The organism is Nocardioides sp., assembly GCF_035576065.1.
Classification (GTDB): Bacteria; Actinomycetota; Actinomycetes; order Propionibacteriales; family Nocardioidaceae; genus Nocardioides.
The window spans coordinates 296,083-314,558 of the sequence record NZ_DATLWX010000011.1; the positions used below are offsets into that span (position 1 = coordinate 296,083).

Below are 18,476 nucleotides of genomic sequence, written 5' to 3' on the forward strand. Positions count from 1 at the left end.
GTTGGCTGCAGTGAACTCCTGCTGCACGAGTTCCTCCGATTCTGGTTTTCTTCGATTCAGTTCGCCGACGTGAAAGTTTGGGTGAGGTCATGCCGCTGACGCCTGAGGACGTGAGCAACAAGCGCTTTACTCCTGTTCGCCTCCGTGAGGGGTACGACATGGGAGAGGTCGACCAGTTCCTCGACGAGGTGGAAGCAGAGCTCGCCAGGCTGACCAAGGACAACGAGGACCTTCGTTCGAAGCTCTCGGCTGCTCAGTCGGGTGCCTCCTCGGCCCCGGCCCCCGCACCGACGCCGGTTGCCGCGCCCGAGCCCGTGAGGCAAGCCCCCGCACCGGCGCCTGCGCCTGTCGCGGCTCCAGCCCCCGCCCAGCCCCAGACGCTTCGCGTCGAGACCGTGGCGCAGGCGTCCAACGCTGCTGCCCGGTTGCTCGAGATCGCCACGCGCAACGCCGACGAGCTCGTCGACGAGGCGAAGAACGAGGCCGACAAGATCGTCGGCGCCGCTCGCACCAAGGCCGAACGCCTCGAGGCGGAGTCCAAGGCCAAGGCCGACCGGCTCGAGGCCGACGCACGGCAGCGCTCGCAGATGCTCGACTCCGAGACCGCGGAGCGCCGCCAGCAGATGTTCGGCGACCTCGAGCGCGACCGCGACAAGCTCAACGGCGAGGTCGAGACGCTGCGCGCCTTCGAGCGCGAATACCGCTCGCGTCTCAAGACCTACTTCAGCCAGCAGCTGGAGGCGCTCCAGGGCAACAACTCCGTTGCTGACATGCCCAGCGGGGACACCCCGGCGCCCAAGCGGCTCCGCTCGATCCTCGGCGAGGAAGAGGCCTGAGAGTCTCAACCCCGCGCGATCACGTCCGACGAAACGGCCGGTCCCTCCTGGGGGCCGGCCGTTTTTTCACCCCTGTGGGCGAGGCGCTTTGAGCGCTGGGGTCACCAGCGACTACCCTCCACCCACGCGTGTGGCCCCGACGCCACACCCACGGCCGCCGCTAGGAGACCCGCACCCATGGCCCGCACCACTCCCAAGTCCCTCGCCGGCAGCGCTGCTGCTGCGGCCAAGAGGGTGATCGGCCGCGGCTCCGCGGCGTCCAGCGGCACGGCCTCGTCCACGACGACGAAGGCGAAGAACGGGTCGTCGGCCAACGGCACGCCGGCCAAGAGTGCCGTCAAGGCCACTGCAGCGAAGAAGGCTCCTGCGAAGGCGGCTTCCGCTGCTAAGACCCCGGCGAAGAAGGCTCTGGCCCAGGCGGCTCCCGCTGCGAAGACCCCGGCGAAGAAGGCTCTGGCCCAGGCGGCTCCCGCAGCCAAGAAGGCTCCCGCGAAGAAGACGGCTCCCGCAGCCAAGAAGGCTCCCGCGAAGAAGGCGGCTCCCGCAGCCAAGAAGGCTCCCGCGAAGAAGGCGGCTCCCGTGGCCAAGAAGACCCCGTCGAAGACGCCGTCAGTGAAGAAGGTCCCCGTGGCGAAGAGCGCTCCTACGAAGAAGTCGACCAAGAAGGCCCTCGCTGGGTCACTGGTCGTCAAGGTCGGCGAGGACTCGTGGACCAAGGCGGAGCTGGACGAGGTCATCGCCGAGCTCCATGGCCAGCACGACAAGCTCGCTCACGTCATCGAGGACGCCGAGGCTGAGCTGGCGGGGCTGATGAAGGACGCTGGAGACGGCGCCGGTCACGACCAGGCGGACATGGGTGCGACCAGCTTCGAGCGCGACCACGAGCTGACCGTGGTCAACATCGAGCGCGACATGGTGGCGCAGATCGACAAGGCGCTCGCACGCATCGACGACGGGACCTACGGCATCTGCGAGGCGTGTGCCGAGCCGATCGGCAAGATGCGGCTGATGGCTTTCCCCCGTGCCACACTGTGCCTGCCATGCAAGCAGCGCGAGGAACGTCGCTGAATTCCAGCCACGTCGACCCGGTCTCCGGGCAGACTCGACGCGGCAGCACGTGGTGGCTCTTCGCCCTGATCGGCACTGCGGCGTACGCACTCGACGTCGGCACGAAGCAGTGGGCGCTGAGCGCCTTGGCGGACCGCGACATCAAGGTCGTCGGCGACTTCTTCGTCCTGCACCTGACATTCAACCCCGGAGCGGCGTTCAGCACGGGCACCCAGTTCACGTTCGTGCTGAGCTGCCTTGCCGTGCTGGCGGTCTGCGTCGTCCTCGTGCTCAGCCTGCGGCTCGCGAGCACCTTGTGGTCCGTGGCCTTCGGGCTGCTGATCGGTGGCGTGGGAGGCAACCTCACCGACCGGATCATCCGCGACCCGGGAGTGATGCGCGGCCACGTCATCGACTGGCTGATGCTGCCCAACTGGCCCGTCTTCAACATCGCCGACATGTGCATCATGGGCGCGGCCGGCATCATCATCCTCCAGAGCATCCGGGGCGTGACCCTGCGCGGTGAACGAGTCACCGACGACAAGACCGCCACCGCGGAAAGCGATTCATGAGCAGCTACTCCGACCACCGCACCGTGCTCGTCCCCGAGGGCCTGGCGGGTGAGCGCGTCGACGCGGCGATGGCACGGATGTTCGGGCTCTCCCGCACGAAGGCCGCCGACCTCATCGCCCAAGGACTCGTGCAGGTCGACTCCGCCTCCGTCGGCAAGAGTGACCGTGTGCACGCGGGCTCGATGCTGGACGTCACGATCCCCGCTGAGACCGATCCCCTCGAGGTGGTCCCGGAGATCGTGGAGGGCATCAAGATCATTCACGACGACGAGGCGATCGTCGTGATCGACAAGCCCGTCGGGGTCGCTGTGCATCCCTCACCAGGCTGGTCCGGGCCTACCGTGGTCGGGCACCTCGCCGGCGCCGGCTTCCGGATCTCGACCTCCGGAGCCAAGGAGCGCGAGGGGATCGTCCAGCGCCTCGACGTCGGGACCTCGGGCGTGATGGTGATCTGCAAGTCCGAGCGCTCCTACTCGGTGCTGAAGAACGCCTTCCGCGACCGCACGGTCGACAAGACCTACCACGCGCTCGTCCAGGGTCATCCCGATCCGCTTGTGGGCACCGTGGACGCCCCGATCGGCCGACACCCCAGGCACGACTACAAGTTCGCGGTGATGGCCGACGGTCGCCACAGCATCACCCACTACGAGACGCTCGAGGCACACCGCTTCGCCTCGCTGCTGCAGGTGCACCTCGAGACCGGTCGCACCCACCAGATCCGCGTGCACATGGCAGCGCTCAAGCACCCCTGCGTCGGCGACGTCACCTATGGCGCCGATCCGTCGCTGAGCCGCCGCCTGGGCCTGGAGCGCCAGTGGCTGCACGCGACGAAGCTGGGCTTCGAGCACCCGAGCACCGGTGACTACGTCGAGTACGAGTCGACATACCCCGACGACCTTGCCCACGCCCTCGAGGTCATCCGAGATGAGCGCTGACGCCTCCGTCCGTCTGGCCACCGAGGCCGACCTGGCCGCGGTCGCTGAGGTCTACCTGACCGCACGCGATGCGGCCTCGATGCCGCCTCGCATCCACTCCGCCGACGACGTGCGTACGTGGGTGGGGTCGTGGGACCTGTCGGCGCGCGACGTATGGGTGGCCGAGACCGGCAGCGTCGTCGTCGGCTTCGCCAACCTGACACCGGCCTGGCTGGACGGGCTTTATGTCGCACCGGAGGCTCAGTGCGCCGGGATCGGCTCGACGCTCCTCGATCTCGCCATGGCCGTGCGACCCGACGGCTTCGGGCTGTGGGTCTTCGAGGTCAACCATCCCGCGCGCGCCCTCTACCGGCGCCACGGCTTCCTGGAGCTGGAACGCACCGACGGCGCAGCCAACGAGGAACACGCCCCCGACGTGAAGATGGTCTGGCCCGGAGCAGAACCGCTGACCTACTTCCGATCGCTGATCGACGAGGTGGACCTGCTGCTCGGCGACGTCCTGGCTCGCAGGGCAGCGCTGACCCGGGTCGTCCAGGACCACAAGCGGGCGACCTCCACCGTGCCCGATCCCTCCCGGGACTCCGCCCGGGAGCACGAGATCGTGGCGCGCATCGCTGGCGTCGTCCCCGAGCTCGGGCCCGAGCGGGTCGCCCGCATCGTGCACGCGATCATCAGCGAGTCGCTGGACGCCTCCAGATGAGCGTCCTGCTGCACCTCAACGGCGCGCCGGGCGTGGGGAAGTCGACGATCGCGGAGCGACTCGTCGCGTCCCGCCCGGGGTGGCTCAACTGCGACATGGACGTCCTGCGCACGCTGATCGGTGGCTGGCAGGACGACTTCTCCGCGGCCGGGGCGCAGATCCGGCCGGTGGCGCGCGAGATGATCGGCGTGCAGCTCGCATCGGGGCGAGGCGTCGTCCTCCCGCAGATGATCATCCAGGACCGAGAGCTCGCGCAGTTCAAGTCCCTGGCAACCCTGTGCGGGGTGCCCTACCTGCATGTGTTCATCGACGCTCCGCGACAGGAGCTGGCGATGCGGTGGCAGCGGAGCGCAGGCTCACCGTCGGCTGCCGTCTCGCGCCGGATCCTGCGCGAGCTGGGTGGCACCGATGCCGTGCTGATGGCTGGCGGCCTGGCGCGTGAGCTGGCGGTGGTCGACCGCGCCGTGTTCGTCACGTCCTGCAAGGACAGGATCGACGAAGCCGTGGAGCAGGTCGCGAACCTGTTGCCCTAGCGTTCGAGCATGCAGATGGACGGAGACATCTCGGAGCGCTATCGCGACTTCGCGTCGTACGCCGAAGGCGACTCGGACTGCTTCGTCGAGTGGGCCCTCGGGGTGGCCGACGATCCGGAGGTCCACGCCTGGCTGTCGGGGCTGCCCCGGGGCAAGCAGCAGCCCAACCTCGTGTTCGCGGCAGCGCGATGGCACGGCGCGGAGTCGCCGGCGCCGTACGCCGAGCTGAAGCGGGTCCTGCAGGAGCACAGCGAAGCGGTGATGGCGACGATCCGTGACCGGGCGACCCAGACCAACGAGGTGGGCAGGCTCGCCACGCTGGTGCCGGTCTTCGCCGGGATCGCGGCCGAGAGTGGACCGCTGAGCCTGATCGAGGTGGGGGCAAGTGCTGGACTGTGCCTGTATCCCGACCGGTACGACTACGCCTGGCCGCCCGCGGGCGCCCTGGAGGGCAGCGGCGGACCCACACTGACGGCCGCGGCGACGGGACAGCTCCCGGTGCCGACGCGACATCCGCTGATCGCGTGGCGCGGGGGAGTGGACCTCAATCCGCTCGATGTGCGGGACGAGGACGCCATGGCGTGGTTGACGAACCTCGTGTGGCCCGAGCAGGACGACCGAAGGACCCGGCTGCGGGAGGCCATCGCCGTGGCCCGGCGAGAGCCGCCGGGCATCGTCCAGGGCGACCTCCAGGCCGAGCTGCCGGGCCTGGTGCGGCGAGCCGCAGAGCACGGCAGCCCAGTGGTGTTCCACAGCGCCGTCATCGCCTACCTGGACGATGACGCGCGCCGGGCCTTCCACGACACGATGACCGAGCTGGTCGCTGACGGCACCGTGCGCTGGGTCAGCAACGAGGGACCGCGGGTCCTGCCCGGTGTGACCCAGGGCCTGGACGTCCCGGCGGGGCGGTTCGTGCTCGGTCTGGACGGGCGCCCGGTGGCCCTGACGCACGGCCACGGGCACTCGATCACGTGGCTCTAGAAGCGGCGCGTGTGTCGTGTCGGTGGGCCCTGCCACACTGACGTAGGCTGGCGCTCTTCCCCCTCAGACGCGTCTGCGAGCCCAGATGCGTGCGTTCCTGCAACCCTTCGGAAGGTGTGGAAGTCCCCTCATGTCGGCAGGTTCAGGAGACAACTTCGCGCACCTGCACGTCCACACCGAATACTCGATGCTGGACGGTGCAGCCCGGCTGAAGGACCTCGCCGAGCGCACCGCTGAGCTGGGCATGCCGGCCATCGCGATGACCGACCACGGCAACGTCTTCGGTGCCTACGAGTTCTACAAGCAGTGCAAAGCCGCCGGGGTGAAGCCGATCATCGGCATGGAGGCCTACTTCACCCCCAACATCAGCCGGTTCGAGCGCAAGCGCGTCAACTTCTACAAGGGCGGTCCCGACGACGTCAGCAGCCGCGGTGCCTACACGCACATGACGTTACTCAGCGAGAGCACCGAAGGCATGCGCAACCTCTTCCGGCTCTCGACCGGCGCCTGGCGTGACGGCTTCTTCCAGCACCCCCGCGCCGACCGGGAGCTGCTCTCGCAGCACAGCGCGGGGATCATCGGCACGACCGGCTGCCCCAGCGGCGAGGTGCAGGTGCACCTGCGCCACGACAACTACGAGGCGGCCCGTCAGACCGCTGCCGACTACCAGGAGATGCTGGGCCGCGACAACTACTTCCTCGAGCTGATGGACCACGGCCTCGACATCGAGCGCCGGGTCCGCGACGGTCTCCTGCGGTTGGCCAAGGACCTCCGGATCCCTCTCCTGGCCACCAACGACTCGCACTACGTCAACAAGGAGGATGCTGCCAGCCAGGAGCACCTGCTGTGCATCAACTCCGGCTCGACGATGGACATCCCGGCCGGTGACGGTCCGGGCCAGCGCTTCGCCTTCTCCGGCGACGGCTACTACATCAAGTCGCCTGCCGAGATGCGGGCGCTGTGGGTCGACAAGTACGACCTGCGCGAGGCCTGCGACAACACGCTGTGGATCGCCGAGCGCTGCGATGTCTCCTTCACCGAGGGCAACGGCACCTACATGCCGCGGTTTCCCTGCCCGGAGGGGCACACCGAGGAGACCTGGCTGATCGAGGAGGTCGGCCGAGGGCTGGCCGCGCGCTATCCCGGCGGCGTCCCTGAGGCCTCTCGCGCCCGTGCCGATTTCGAGATCGGCGTCATCCTCCAGATGGGGTTCCCGGGCTACTTCCTCGTCGTCGCCGACTTCATCAACTGGTCCAAGAAGCAGGGCATTCGGGTCGGTCCCGGCCGCGGGTCCGGCGCCGGCTCGATCGTCGCCTACGCGCTCCGGATCACCGATCTGGATCCGCTGGTCCACGGTCTGCTCTTCGAGCGCTTCCTCAACCCCGAGCGCATCTCGATGCCCGACTTCGACATCGACTTCGACGAGCGTCGGCGCGGTGAGGTCATCAAGTACGTCACCGACAAGTACGGCGACGACCGCGTCTCCTACATCGTCACCTACGGCACCATCAAGGCCAAGCAGGCCGTCAAGGACTCCAGCCGCATCCTGGCCTACCCCTTCGCGATGGGCGACCGCATCACCAAGGCCATGCCCGCCGCGGTGATGGGCAAGGACGTCCCGCTCAAGGAGATCTTCAACCCGGAGCACAAGCGATACGGAGAGGGCGGGGAGTTCCGCGCCCTCTACGAGAACGACGGTGACGTCAAGCGGGTCGTCGACACGGCGATCGGGATCGAGGGCCTCAAGCGGCAGTGGGGCGTGCACGCGGCTGGCGTGATCATGTCCAGCGAGCCTCTGCTCGACATCATCCCGATGCTCAAGCGCCCTGCCGACGGGGCCATGATCACGCAGTTCGACTACCCGACCTGTGAAGCACTCGGCCTGATCAAGATGGACTTCCTCGGGCTGCGCAACCTGACCGTCCTCGACGACGCAGTGAAGAACATCAAGGCCAACCGCGGCGAGGAACTGGTTCTCGAGGACCTCCTGCTCGACGACGAGGCGTCCTACGAGCTCTTGGGCACCGGCAACACCCTCGGGATCTTCCAGCTCGACGGCGGGCCGATGCGCAGCCTGCTTCGTCTGATGCGACCCGACAGCTTCGCCGACATCTCCGCGGTCCTGGCGCTCTACCGGCCCGGCCCGATGGGCGTCGATTCCCACACCAACTACGCCCTGCGCAAGAACGCGAAGCAGGACATCACGCCGATCCACCCGGAGCTCGCCGAGCCCCTGGCAGAGATCCTCGAGCCGACCTACGGCCTGATCGTCTACCAGGAGCAGATCCTGGCCGTGGCCCAGAAGCTCGCCGGCTACTCGCTCGGACAGGCCGACCTGCTCCGCAAGGCCATGGGCAAGAAGAAGAAGGAGATCCTCGACGCGGAATACGTCCCGTTCTCCGACGGGATGAAGGCCAACGGCTACTCCGAGTCGGCCGTCAAGGCGCTCTGGGACGTTCTGGTCCCCTTCTCCGACTACGCCTTCAACAAGGCCCACACGGCGGCGTACGGCCTGATCTCCTACTGGACCGCCTATCTCAAGCAGCACTACGCACCTGAATTCATGGCCGCGCTCCTCACGTCCGTCAAGGACGACAAGGACAAGATGGCCATCTACCTCAACGAGTGCCGCCGGATGAAGATCCAGGTCCTCCCGCCCGATGTCAACGAGTCGCAGGCCGACTTCACCCCGGTCGGGCACGACATCCGCTTCGGCCTGACGGCCATTCGCAACGTGGGCGCCAACGTCGTCGACGGGGTGGTCTCCGGCCGCCGCGAGCACGGTCGCTACGCCGACTTCAACGACTTCATGGACAAGGTCCCCGTGCACGTGTGCAACAAGCGGGTCATCGAGTCGCTGATCAAGGCCGGCGCCTTCGACGAGATGAAGCACAAGCGGCGGGCACTGGTCACGATCCACGAGACGGCCGTCGACCAATACATGGACATCAAGAAGAACGAGGCGATCGGCCAGGACTCGCTCTTCGGCGCAGTTGATGGAGACGGCGACGAGTCAACTGGTTGGGGTGTCAACGTCGTGGTCCCCGACATCGACGACTGGGACAAGACGACCCTGCTCGGCCACGAGCGCGAGATGCTCGGGCTCTATGTCTCCGACCACCCGCTGCTCGGTCTCGAGCACGTGCTCCAGGTGGGCACGGACTGCTCCATCGGTCAGCTGATGCTGGACGAGGAGCGTCCGCACGGGACGACCCTGACGATCAGCGGCCTGGTGACCAGCGTGCAGCGCAAGATGACCAAGAAGGGCGACTCCTGGGCGACGGTGACCCTGGAGGATCTCGACGGCGCCATCCAGGTGCTGCTGTTCCCCAGCGCCTACCAGCTCGCCTCGTCCTATCTGGTCGAGGACGCCATCATCCGGGTCAAGGGGCAGCTCTCGCGGGACAAGGACCAGCCGGAGCTCCGAGCCCAGGAGATCACCGTCCCCGACCTCTCCGACGGCCCGTCGGGCCCCGTCTCGGTCAACCTGCCCCAGACGCGCATCAATCCGGCGGTCGTGGACAGCCTCAAGGACGTGCTGGCGACCCACCCGGGCGTCACCGAGGTGCTGCTCAACGTCCGGATGCGCGACAAGACGATCGTGCTGAAGGTGGGAGACCATCACCGGGTGACCCCCTCGCCGGCGCTGTTCGCCGACCTGAAGCAGTTGTTGGGACCCGGGTGCCTGGCCGGGTGAGCGACCGGATGAGTGACCGGCTGCGCGCCGTCGTCCAGGCTTCTGGCTTCGTCCTGGCCTTCGCCGCGTCCGGCGCAGTCGCTGGCGTGGTGTGGGAGCTCCTGTGGGACGCCCCGGACGGCCTCGTCTTCGAGGGCAAGTGGTACCTCGAGCCCGCCGGACCGGACTACGCCTTCTCGGGGACGGGATGGTACGTCGTCGTGGCCCTCGTCGCCGGCGCCCTCACGGCCCTGGCCCTTGGGTGGCTGTGGCCGCGACACGAGCTGACCAGCCTGGCCGCGATGGTGGTGGGCTCGCTGCTGGCCGGCTGGGTGATGTTCAAGGTGGGGCATGCGCTGGGTCCGCAGGATCCACAGCTCCTTGCTGCGGGCAAGGAAGATCTGAGCACCCTTCCCAGTGACCTCTCTCTCGTGGGGGCGGGCGACGAACCGCGGTTGCTGCTCTTCGACTCGAGCGCGCTCGCCGCCTTCCCGCTGGGCGCCATGACCGCGGCGATCTTCCTCTTCCTGGCGGTGTCGGGCCGCCGGTCGGCCCAGTCGCCGGATGATCGCCCGAGCACGTACGAGAACCCCTACGCTGGGTAGGCTGCAGCCGTCTCGCATCCAGCTTCACTACACGGGGGTTCCCATGTCCAACACCACACCGCCCAGCTCCGGCGGACCCGAATATCTCGAGTCGTCCGCGGGGTCTCCCGTCGAACGAGAAGGAACCTCGGCCGATCGACGCAAGCGGATCATCGCGCTCGGCGGCCTCGCCGGTGTGCTGGCCCTGGGCGGTGGTGCAGTGTGGGCGGCGACCTCCTTCCTCGGCACCGGCGCACAACCGGCCGAGGCACTGCCCGCCGGCACTCTCGGCTATGTCAGCGTTGACCTGGACCCCAGCGGCGACCAGAAGGTCGAGGCCATCCAGACCCTGCGCAAGTTCCCGGCCTTCAAGGACGAGATCAACCTCGACACCGACGACGACCTGCGCGAGCGCCTCTTCGAGGAGATCACCGACTCCGGAGAGTGCGAGGGCCTCGACTACAAGGCCGACGTCGAGCCCTGGCTGGGATCGCGCGCCGCGTTGGCTGCGGTCGACACCGGCGACGACGCACCGTCCCCGGTCGGGGTCGTCCAGGTCACCGACGCGGGCGGGGCCGAGGACGGTCTGGCCAAACTCGTCGAGACGTGCGGCGGTTCCGACGAGACCAGCACCGGCGGCTGGGTCGTCGCGGGGGACTGGGTCGTGATCGCAGAGACCGAGGCCATCGCCCAGAAGGTCGTGGACGCGACCGAGAAGGGTGCCTTGGCCGACGACGACGCCTTCGCCAAGTGGACGGGCGAGGCAGGCGCCGACGGCATCATGTCGTTCTACGTCGCTGCGGAGGCTGCTGACTATCTTGGGCAGGTCCTCGCCAGTCCCGGAATGGGCATGCTTGCGGGAATGGGGGCGGCCCCCCTCACCGCGCTCCCCCCGGGCGCCGAGGGTATGGACGAGAATGGGGAAGTCACCGAGCCGATGCCGACCGAAGTGCCGGAGGAGCTCCAAGAGATGCTCGACAACTTCGACGGTGCCGCCGCCACGGTGCGCTTCGAGGACGGTGCTCTGGAGGTCGAATACGCTGCGTCCAACTACCAGCCCGAGCTCAGCAAGCACTTCACCAACGAGGCCGGCGTCGAGCTGATCGGCGGGCTGCCGGACGACACTGTCGCGGCGTTCGCGCTCGGCTTCGAGCCCGGCTGGGTCGACGGCATGATCGACTACTTCGCGTCCGTGATGCCTGAGTCCGACGGCATGAGCGTGGACGAGCTGATCGCCGAGGCCGAGACGGCCACCGGCCTGGAGTTGCCCGAGGACGCCGAGACGCTCATGGGCGAGGGCATTGCGGTGTCGCTCGGCGGTGGCATCGACGTGGACGCCTTCACCAACGGCGGCCCGGGCGAGCTTCCGCTGGGGGTGACGATCGACGGCGACGCCGACGACATCCAGGCGGTGCTCGACAAGATGAAGGACGCAGCCGGACCGGAGGTCGCCCCCTACCTCGAGGCCACCGAGGTTGATGGACACGCCGTCATCGCGCTCAACGACGACTACCGCGGCAAGCTCGACTCAGGTGGCTCGCTCGGCGACACGGACGTCTACGCCGACGTCGTCGAGGGCGACGAGGCCCAGAGCGTGATGTTCGTCAACTTCAACGCCGACGACGACTGGCTCACCAGGGTCGTCGAGGACGACCCCGAGACCAGCGAGAACCTCGACCCGTTGGCGGCCTTCGGCGTCAGCCAATGGATCGACGGCGACACGATGCACGGCCTGTTCAAGCTGACCACGGACTGAGGCTCCGCAGGTTCACCGGCCGATCGGGGCCGTGATCGCTTCGGTGGTCACGACCAGGTCGGCCGGTGCCAGCTCCACGTCCAGCCCGCGACGACCGGCGGACACGAAGACCGTGGTGTGGTCGAGGGACGACTCGTCCAGGACGGTCCGGTGGGGCTTCTTCTGCCCCAAGGGAGAGATGCCGCCTGCGACGTACCCCGTGGCGCGCTCGGCGGCGGCCACGTCGGCCATCACTGCTTTCCGCCCGCCGAGCACCCGTGCCAGTGCCTTCAGGTCCAGCGAGCGTGCCACCGGCACGATGGCGACCACGAGCGTGCCGTCCAGGTCGGCGAGCAGTGTCTTGAAGACGCGCGACGGCTCGACGGCCAGCGCCTCCGCAGCCTCCAACCCGTAGGACGTGGCGCGCGGGTCGTGCGCGTAGCGGTGCAGCTCGAAGGCAACCCCGGCCGCCGTCAGCACGAGAGTCGCTGGGGTGCCGGAGGTCCGCTTCCTGGCCACCGGGAGGACTAGTTGGGCGACCAGGCGGTGCGGGCCACGTCCGTGGCCGGCAGCGAGGGGATGACGTTGATCGCCCGCAGTTCCTCGCGCAGGAAGCGGGTGACGAGCTCGAGCCGGGCGTGGGGGCTCTCGGCCTCAAGGAGTGCCTGGCGCTCGGCCATCGGCAACGGTGCCAGGGCGGCGAGCGTCCAGGACAGGTTGCCCGGGTCGCGGGGGAGGTGGCCATCGAAGGTCGTGCCCTGCATCTCGCTCAAGGCCGCCCGGTAGGCGGTGAACGTCGCCCGGGCGCGGTCGTGCAGGGCCGCGGTCCCCTCGTCGGGCTCGTCGGGGGAGTCGGTGACGGCACCGTTCGCGAACCCGCCGGTCGTCTCGAGGCCGCCGAGGACGATGCGGTCGCGGGCGGTCGCCACGATCTCGAACGTGCCGTCCTCGTTGCTCTCCACCTCGTTCAGCTGCATGCGTACGCCGACGCGGTAGAGCGACTGGGCACCGTGGTCGCCGACCTCGTAGCCCTCCCGGATGGCCACCGACCCGAAGACCCGGTCGGCCGGGTTCGGGATGCTCAGCAGGTGCTGCACCAGGGCGCGATAGCGGTCCTCGAACACGTGGAGCGGCAGCGTGACGCCGGGAAATAGCACGGTGTTGAGCGGAAACATCGGCAGCGTGTCGGTCACGGTGCCAACCTAACGCGCGCCTGTCCATGTCCACCGGTGGTCGGCGTTGCTGGGTCGTGAGCGGTGACTCCCTAGGATCGGACCATGGATGAGAGCGGTACGCCGACGCGCATGCGCCGGATCGACCTGAGGGCTGCCGATGCCGGCACCTTCGACTACCGCGCGGTCGTCCCGCGCGCCGAGTTCGACGTCGAGGCCGCCACCCATGCCGTCATCCCGATCATCGAGGCGGTTCGCACCCGCGGAGTGGACGCGATCCGGGAGTACTCCCAGCAGTTCGACGGCGTCGACCGCGAGGACATCGCCGTACCCCAGGAAGCGCTGACCCGGGCGCTCGACGAGCTGGACCCGAAGATCCGCGCCGGCCTCGAGGAGGCCATCCGCCGTCTGCGGACCACCTGCGCGGCGGAGCTGGAGGGCGACGTCACCACGCAGCTGGGGGACGGCGCGATCGTCACCCACCGCAAGGTCCCGGTCGACAGGGTCGGGCTCTACGTGCCGGGGGGACTCGCGCCGCTGGTCTCCAGCGTCGTGATGAACGTCGTCCCGGCGCAGGTCGCTGGTGTCGGGTCGATCGCCCTGAGCAGCCCGCCTCAGAAGAACGCAGACGGCCTGCCGGAGCCCACCATCATGGCGGCGTGCGCGCTGCTCGGAGTCGACGAGGTCTATGCCGTGGGCGGGGCCCAGGCGATCGCGATGTTCGCCCACGGGGCGGGTCCCTGTCGGCGCGTCGACCTCGTCACCGGGCCGGGCAACATCTACGTCGCAGCAGCGAAGCGGGTGCTCCGTGGGGTCGTCGGCATCGACTCGGAGGCCGGCCCGACCGAGATCGCGATCCTGGCCGACGACTCGGCTGATGCGGCGTATGTCGCCGCTGACCTGATCAGCCAGGCCGAGCACGACCCGATGGCGGCCTCGGTGCTGGTCACCGACTCGTCCGACCTGGCCGACGAGGTCGACCTCGAGCTGGAGAAGCAGGTGTACGCCACGCGGCACACCAGTCGCATCCGGACCGCGCTGGGTGGGCAGCAGTCCGCGATCGTGATGGTCGACGACATGGCGCAGGGTCTGGAGGTGGTCAACGCCTACGCCGCGGAGCACCTCGAGATCCACACGCGCAACGCCGGCGACGTGGCGGCTCGCGTGCGCAACGCCGGCGCGATCTTCGTCGGCCCGTTCGCGCCCGTGTCCCTCGGCGACTACTGCGCCGGCTCCAACCACGTCCTGCCGACCGCGGGCTGCGCGTGTCACAGCAGCGGCCTGTCCGTGCGTGCGTTCCTCAAGTCGGTGCACGTCATCGACTACAGCCGCGACGCGCTGGCCGAGGTCGCCGAGCACGTCGTCACTCTCGCCGAGGCCGAGGACCTCCCGGGTCACGCCCAGGCGGTCGCGGTGAGGTTCGACCTCCGCAGATTGTCAGGGGACCCGACGTGAGCTTCCCGCCGATCCGGGACGAGCTGCGTGGGATCGAGCCGTACGGCGCACCCCAGCTCTCCCTCGAGCAGGCCCCCGTCCAGCTCAACGTCAACGAGAACCCCTACGGGCCCTCGGCAGCCGCAGTGGCGGACATCGCGACAGCCGTGGCGCACGCCGCGATGACGCTGAACCGCTACCCCGACCGTGAGTTCACCCAGCTGCGGGAAGGGCTTGCCGCCTACCTCAACACCTCCGGCGGCAGCGGGATCACCCCGGAGATGGTGTGGGCTGCCAACGGTTCCAACGAGGTGATGCTGCAGATCCTGCAGGCCTTCGGCGGGCCGGGGCGGACGGCGCTGAGCTTCGCCCCGACGTACTCGATGTATCCCGAGTATGCGCGGGACGCCATGACCGACTGGGTGGTCGGGCACCGTGCCGAGGACTTCTCGCTGGACCTCGACGCAGCGCGCGACCTGATCCACCAGACGCGCCCCAGCGTGGTGCTCCTGCCGTCACCCAACAATCCCACCGGCACGGCGTTGCCGCCCGAGGCGGTCTCGATGCTCTGCGAGGCGGCCGGCGACGGCATCCTGGTCGTGGACGAGGCGTACGGCGAGTTCCGCCGGTCAGGCACGCCGAGTGCGCTCGAGCTGCTGCCGCGACACCGCAACCTCGTGGTGAGCCGGACGATGAGCAAGGCCTTCGCCTTGGCCGGCGCCCGTCTCGGCTACCTCGCCGCCGACCCGGCGATCTGCGACGCGATCCGGGTGGTACGGCTGCCCTACCACCTCTCCGCCGTCACCCAGGCGACCGCGCTGGCAGCCCTGCGCCACGCCCCCGAGCTGCTGGGCCGGGTCGACGATCTCCGGGCCGAGCGGGACCAGACCGTCGCGTGGCTCCGCGAGGAGGGACTCGAGGTGGCAGACAGCGACGCCAACTTCGTGCTCTTCGGCAGGTTCGCCGACCGGCACGCGGTCTGGCAGGGTCTGCTGGGGCACGGCGTGCTGATCCGGGAGACCGGGCCCGACGGCTGGCTGCGGGTGTCCGTCGGCACGGCCGATGAGATGACCGCATTCAAGAACGCACTGACCGACGTGAGGGACAAGACATGAGTCGCAAGCCGAGCCGCACAGCCAGCATCGAGCGCACGACCAGTGAGTCGAAGATCAAGCTCGAGGTCGACCTCGACGGCACCGGACGCTCCGACATCACCACCGGCGTCGGCTTCTACGACCACATGCTCACCGCGTTCGCGCGGCACTCCCTGGTCGACCTCACGGTGCGCGCGGACGGCGACACCCACATCGATGCGCACCACACGGTCGAGGACACCGCCATCGTGCTCGGGCAGGCACTGCGCCAGGCGCTGGGGGACAAGGCCGGCATCCGGCGCTTCGGCGACGCCACCGTGCCGCTGGACGAAGCGCTGGTCCAGGCCGTGGTCGACGTGTCCGGCCGTCCCTACTGCGTCCACACCGGCGAGCCGGAGGGTCAGGTCTACGTCGCGATCGGCGGCCTCCACGGCGCGGCCTACCAGGGCTCGCTGACCCGTCACGTGTTCGAGACGATCTCCTTCCACGCGCACCTGGCTCTGCACGTCCGCGTGCTCGCCGGCCGCGACCCCCACCACTTGGTGGAGGCACAGTTCAAGGCGTTCGCGCGGGCCTTCCGCGCCGCCATCGCCCTCGACCCGAGGGAGCAGGGAGTGCCGTCGACCAAGGGGACGCTGTGAGCAGCGTCGTCGTCCTGGACCACGGGTCCGGCAACCTCCGCTCGGTCGTGCGGGCGGCCGAGCGGGCGGGGGCCGACGTCAGCCTGACCAGCGACTTCCAGGCCGCTCTCGACGCGGACGGGCTGATCGTGCCTGGGGTCGGGGCCTTCGCCGCCTGTATGGCTGGACTCCGTGCGGTGAAGGGGGATCGCATCATCGGCCGCCGCCTCGCCGGCGGACGACCGGTGCTGGGGATCTGTGTCGGCATGCAGATCCTGTTCGGCAAGGGTGTGGAGCACGGGGTCGAGACCGACGGCTGCGACGAGTGGCCCGGGACGGTGTCGCGACTGGAGGCGCCGGTGGTGCCACACATGGGCTGGAACACCGTCGACGCGCCCACGGGGACTTCCTTGTTCGCCGGCATCGAGGGCGAGCGCTTCTACTTCGTCCACTCGTATGCCGCCCGCACGTGGGACCTCGTCACCAACGATCGCACCCAGGCGCCCCTCGTCACCTGGGCCGAGCACGGCGGGGACCGCTTCGTCGCGGCGGTCGAGAATGGCCCGCTGAGCGCCACCCAGTTCCACCCGGAGAAGTCCGGCGATGCCGGGGCGGCGCTGCTCGCCAACTGGGTCGCTTCCTTGCCGTCCACGACCTAGTTTCGTTCGGCTCTTCCCACATCCTTCCCAGCACGCTTGACTGGGCCCCACCTTCTCGGACAACGGGGGATCCATCGTGCGTCGAAGCATGCGCTTGTGTGTCACTGTCCTGGCCGTCGCCCTTGCTGCTGTCCTGACGCCCCTCGGTGCGGTGTCGGCTGGAGCGGCCGACCCGCTGGTCGGTGCGCCCGTGGTGGGCCAGTGCTCTAACTACGACTACAAGGCCATGGTGAAGGAGACGGCCCCCAGCGGGGGCCCGGTGGACTGCGCGAGCGTTCACACAGCCATCACCGTGGCCGTGGTGCCGTTGCCCGATCGCCTGCCTCTCACCGGCGACACGGGCAAGACTTTCGCCTATCTGATCAAGCAGTGCAGGCCGGCCTTCACCGCTGCAATCGGCGTGAGCCACAAGAAGCAACACATTGCGGCCTTCATCCGCACCCTCTACCTCCCGTCGAAGGCGCTGGTCGAGCAGGGCGCGCGCTGGGGACGATGCGATGTCGTGTCGATGGCCGGCACGAAGCTCGTCCCGATCGGTGCTGCGACCCCGCTCGTGACGTCCACGCTGCAGGGCGACACGTTGCGCTGTCTCAACAAGAAGAAGCTCTCCACGCCCTGCTCGCGCGCGCATGCCTGGGAGCCCACCAAGATCATCACGCTGAGGGGATCGTCGTTCCCGGCGGAGGCAAAGCAGATCCGCATCGGCCGGCGGCAGTGCGATGCCGCGACCAGGCGACGAAGCACCTACATCTTCTGGGACATCTCCCGGGCCTCCTGGAAGCACGGCGAGCGGCACATCGTGTGCTGGCAGAGCACCTGAGGCGCTCGTCTGCCAGGGCGCCCCTATGCTCGTGATCGAGCAGGACTCGCGCCCCGAACGACCAGAACGGAATCCCCATGACGATTCAGCAGGCGAACGACCTGACCGACGCAGCCATGCTCGGCCTGGGTGTCTACCGGCCCGAGCGGGTCGTCACGAACGACGAGATCTGTGAGGTCCTCGACTCCTCCGACGAGTGGATCCAGTCCCGCTCGGGGATCAAGACGCGACGCTTCGCGGGTCCCGACGAGGACCTCATCACCATGGCGACCGCCGCTGCCCAACGGGCGCTGACGGTTGCTGGCGTGAGCGCCGACCAGCTCGGCTGCGTCATCGTCGCCACGTCGACCTACCCCGAGCACACGCCTGCATCAGCTGCCCAGATCGCCGACCGGCTGGGCTCGACCTGTGCGGCCTTCGACATCTCGGCGGGCTGTGCCGGCTTCTGCCACGGACTCAACCTGGCCACGTCCATGGTCCGGTCGGGGGCCGAGAGCCACGTGTTGGTCATCGGAGTCGAGCAGCTGAGCCGCTTCATGGATCCCACCGACCGCGGTACGGCGTTCATCTTCGCCGACGGCGCGGGGGCAGTGGTCGTGGGACCGTCCGAGACGGCGGGGATCGGCCCGACCGCCTGGGGCTCGGACGGCTCCCAGGCCCACGTCATCAACCAGACCCCGAGCTGCATCGGGGGAGGCGCCGACCACCCGGTCGTGCAGATGGAGGGTACGGCCGTCTTCCGCTGGGCACCGTTTGCGATGGCGGAGGTCGTCCACGAGGCGCTCGCGAGCGCCGGTGTCTCGATCGACGACCTGCACGCGTTCATCCCGCACCAGGCCAACCTGCGCATCACCCAGACCTTGTCGCGCAACATCAAGCTGCCGGAGTCGGTTGCGGTGGCGACCGACGTCGTGGACTCCGGCAACACCTCCGCCGCCTCCGTGCCGCTCGCGATGGAAGCCATGCTCCGCACCGGCCAGGCCAAGGCCGGTGACCTGGCCCTGCTGATCGCCTTCGGTGCGGGCTTGAGCTACGCCGGGCAGGTCGTCACCCTGCCGCCACACGAGTAGGCCTCGCG

The 18,476-nt window shown here is 68.8% G+C and carries 18 protein-coding genes; 16 read left to right on the top strand and 2 right to left on the bottom strand.

What is annotated here, in order from left to right; all coding sequences use genetic code 11:
- Positions 1–89: 89 nt before the first annotated feature.
- From VNJ48_RS06135 to VNJ48_RS06180, 10 genes are all read left to right on the top strand, one after another.
- The gene (locus VNJ48_RS06135) at positions 90–836 is read left to right on the top strand and encodes a DivIVA domain-containing protein (RefSeq protein WP_325600125.1); all 747 of its coding nucleotides are present in this window, start codon (positions 90–92) and stop codon (positions 834–836) included.
- A gap of 177 nt (positions 837–1,013) precedes the next feature.
- Positions 1,014–1,904, top strand: a complete 891-nt coding sequence (locus VNJ48_RS06140) for a TraR/DksA family transcriptional regulator (protein ID WP_325600127.1) — start codon at positions 1,014–1,016, stop codon at positions 1,902–1,904.
- Positions 1,877–2,455, top strand: a complete 579-nt coding sequence (locus tag VNJ48_RS06145; protein WP_325600129.1) for a signal peptidase II — start codon at positions 1,877–1,879, stop codon at positions 2,453–2,455. Before VNJ48_RS06140 ends, VNJ48_RS06145 begins: the two co-directional genes overlap by 28 nt.
- Positions 2,452–3,390, top strand: a complete 939-nt coding sequence (locus tag VNJ48_RS06150; protein WP_325600131.1) for an RluA family pseudouridine synthase — start codon at positions 2,452–2,454, stop codon at positions 3,388–3,390. The genes VNJ48_RS06145 and VNJ48_RS06150 overlap by 4 nt, the downstream gene beginning before the upstream one ends.
- Positions 3,380–4,090, top strand: coding sequence for a GNAT family N-acetyltransferase (locus VNJ48_RS06155; RefSeq protein ID WP_325600133.1), 711 nt, complete (start codon positions 3,380–3,382; stop codon positions 4,088–4,090). Before VNJ48_RS06150 ends, VNJ48_RS06155 begins: the two co-directional genes overlap by 11 nt.
- Entirely contained in the window at positions 4,087–4,623 is a 537-nt protein-coding gene (locus VNJ48_RS06160) for an AAA family ATPase (RefSeq protein ID WP_325600135.1), read from the top strand. The genes VNJ48_RS06155 and VNJ48_RS06160 overlap by 4 nt, the downstream gene beginning before the upstream one ends.
- Positions 4,624–4,632: 9 nt before the next feature.
- Positions 4,633–5,604 (top strand): DUF2332 domain-containing protein, encoded by a 972-nt coding sequence (locus tag VNJ48_RS06165; protein WP_325600137.1) that lies wholly within the window; start codon positions 4,633–4,635, stop codon positions 5,602–5,604.
- A 130-nt stretch (positions 5,605–5,734) separates the two neighbouring features.
- The gene (gene dnaE, locus VNJ48_RS06170; RefSeq protein ID WP_325600139.1) at positions 5,735–9,301 is read left to right on the top strand and encodes a DNA polymerase III subunit alpha; all 3,567 of its coding nucleotides are present in this window, start codon (positions 5,735–5,737) and stop codon (positions 9,299–9,301) included.
- A gap of 8 nt (positions 9,302–9,309) precedes the next feature.
- Complete coding sequence (locus VNJ48_RS06175; RefSeq protein ID WP_325600141.1) at positions 9,310–9,885, top strand: hypothetical protein; 576 nt, start codon at positions 9,310–9,312, stop codon at positions 9,883–9,885.
- Positions 9,886–9,928: 43 nt separating this feature from the next.
- A complete protein-coding gene (locus tag VNJ48_RS06180; protein WP_325600143.1) occupies positions 9,929–11,620 on the top strand; it encodes a DUF3352 domain-containing protein in 1,692 nt (563 codons plus the stop codon).
- Positions 11,621–11,632: 12 nt separating this feature from the next.
- On the opposite strand, the gene ybaK is transcribed toward VNJ48_RS06180, so the two are convergent.
- Together ybaK and VNJ48_RS06190 are read right to left on the bottom strand one after the other, a co-directional pair.
- Positions 11,633–12,118: a Cys-tRNA(Pro) deacylase gene (gene ybaK, locus VNJ48_RS06185; protein WP_325600145.1), complete on the bottom strand. Its 486-nt coding sequence runs from the start codon at positions 12,116–12,118 to the stop codon at positions 11,633–11,635.
- An 8-nt stretch (positions 12,119–12,126) separates the two neighbouring features.
- Positions 12,127–12,792, bottom strand: coding sequence for an LON peptidase substrate-binding domain-containing protein (locus tag VNJ48_RS06190; protein WP_325600147.1), 666 nt, complete (start codon positions 12,790–12,792; stop codon positions 12,127–12,129).
- Positions 12,793–12,876: 84 nt separating this feature from the next.
- On the opposite strand from VNJ48_RS06190, the gene hisD reads away from it, so the two are divergent.
- The 6 genes from hisD (at position 12,877) to VNJ48_RS06220 (ending at position 18,468) form a co-directional block, all read left to right on the top strand.
- Complete coding sequence (gene hisD / locus VNJ48_RS06195) at positions 12,877–14,226, top strand: histidinol dehydrogenase (protein ID WP_414689917.1); 1,350 nt, start codon at positions 12,877–12,879, stop codon at positions 14,224–14,226.
- A complete protein-coding gene (locus VNJ48_RS06200) occupies positions 14,223–15,320 on the top strand; it encodes a histidinol-phosphate transaminase (RefSeq protein ID WP_325600149.1) in 1,098 nt (365 codons plus the stop codon). The genes hisD and VNJ48_RS06200 overlap by 4 nt, the downstream gene beginning before the upstream one ends.
- Positions 15,317–15,940, top strand: coding sequence for an imidazoleglycerol-phosphate dehydratase HisB (hisB, locus tag VNJ48_RS06205; protein ID WP_325600151.1), 624 nt, complete (start codon positions 15,317–15,319; stop codon positions 15,938–15,940). The genes VNJ48_RS06200 and hisB overlap by 4 nt, the downstream gene beginning before the upstream one ends.
- Positions 15,937–16,578, top strand: coding sequence for an imidazole glycerol phosphate synthase subunit HisH (gene hisH, locus VNJ48_RS06210; RefSeq protein ID WP_325600153.1), 642 nt, complete (start codon positions 15,937–15,939; stop codon positions 16,576–16,578). Before hisB ends, hisH begins: the two co-directional genes overlap by 4 nt.
- An 88-nt stretch (positions 16,579–16,666) precedes the next feature.
- Positions 16,667–17,398 carry a septum formation family protein gene (locus VNJ48_RS06215; protein WP_325600155.1) on the top strand — a complete coding sequence of 244 codons (732 nt, stop codon included), beginning with the start codon at positions 16,667–16,669 and terminating at the stop codon, positions 17,396–17,398.
- A 77-nt stretch (positions 17,399–17,475) separates the two neighbouring features.
- Positions 17,476–18,468 (top strand): beta-ketoacyl-ACP synthase III, encoded by a 993-nt coding sequence (locus VNJ48_RS06220; RefSeq protein WP_325600157.1) that lies wholly within the window; start codon positions 17,476–17,478, stop codon positions 18,466–18,468.
- The last annotated feature ends 8 nt before the right edge of the window (positions 18,469–18,476 follow it).

Bases quoted from the DNA above. Each gene is read 5' to 3' on its own strand.
- VNJ48_RS06135 (WP_325600125.1), top strand. From the start codon at position 90: ATGCCGCTGACGCCTGAGGACGTGAGCAACAAGCGCTTTACTCCTGTT.
- VNJ48_RS06140 (WP_325600127.1), top strand. From the start codon at position 1,014: ATGGCCCGCACCACTCCCAAGTCCCTCGCCGGCAGCGCTGCTGCTGCG.
- VNJ48_RS06145 (WP_325600129.1), top strand. From the start codon at position 1,877: ATGCAAGCAGCGCGAGGAACGTCGCTGAATTCCAGCCACGTCGACCCG.
- VNJ48_RS06150 (WP_325600131.1), top strand. From the start codon at position 2,452: ATGAGCAGCTACTCCGACCACCGCACCGTGCTCGTCCCCGAGGGCCTG.
- VNJ48_RS06155 (WP_325600133.1), top strand. From the start codon at position 3,380: ATGAGCGCTGACGCCTCCGTCCGTCTGGCCACCGAGGCCGACCTGGCC.
- VNJ48_RS06160 (WP_325600135.1), top strand. From the start codon at position 4,087: ATGAGCGTCCTGCTGCACCTCAACGGCGCGCCGGGCGTGGGGAAGTCG.
- VNJ48_RS06165 (WP_325600137.1), top strand. From the start codon at position 4,633: ATGCAGATGGACGGAGACATCTCGGAGCGCTATCGCGACTTCGCGTCG.
- dnaE (WP_325600139.1), top strand. From the start codon at position 5,735: ATGTCGGCAGGTTCAGGAGACAACTTCGCGCACCTGCACGTCCACACC.
- VNJ48_RS06175 (WP_325600141.1), top strand. From the start codon at position 9,310: ATGAGTGACCGGCTGCGCGCCGTCGTCCAGGCTTCTGGCTTCGTCCTG.
- VNJ48_RS06180 (WP_325600143.1), top strand. From the start codon at position 9,929: ATGTCCAACACCACACCGCCCAGCTCCGGCGGACCCGAATATCTCGAG.
- hisD (WP_414689917.1), top strand. From the start codon at position 12,877: ATGGATGAGAGCGGTACGCCGACGCGCATGCGCCGGATCGACCTGAGG.
- hisB (WP_325600151.1), top strand. From the start codon at position 15,317: ATGAGTCGCAAGCCGAGCCGCACAGCCAGCATCGAGCGCACGACCAGT.
- VNJ48_RS06215 (WP_325600155.1), top strand. From the start codon at position 16,667: ATGCGCTTGTGTGTCACTGTCCTGGCCGTCGCCCTTGCTGCTGTCCTG.
- VNJ48_RS06220 (WP_325600157.1), top strand. From the start codon at position 17,476: ATGACGATTCAGCAGGCGAACGACCTGACCGACGCAGCCATGCTCGGC.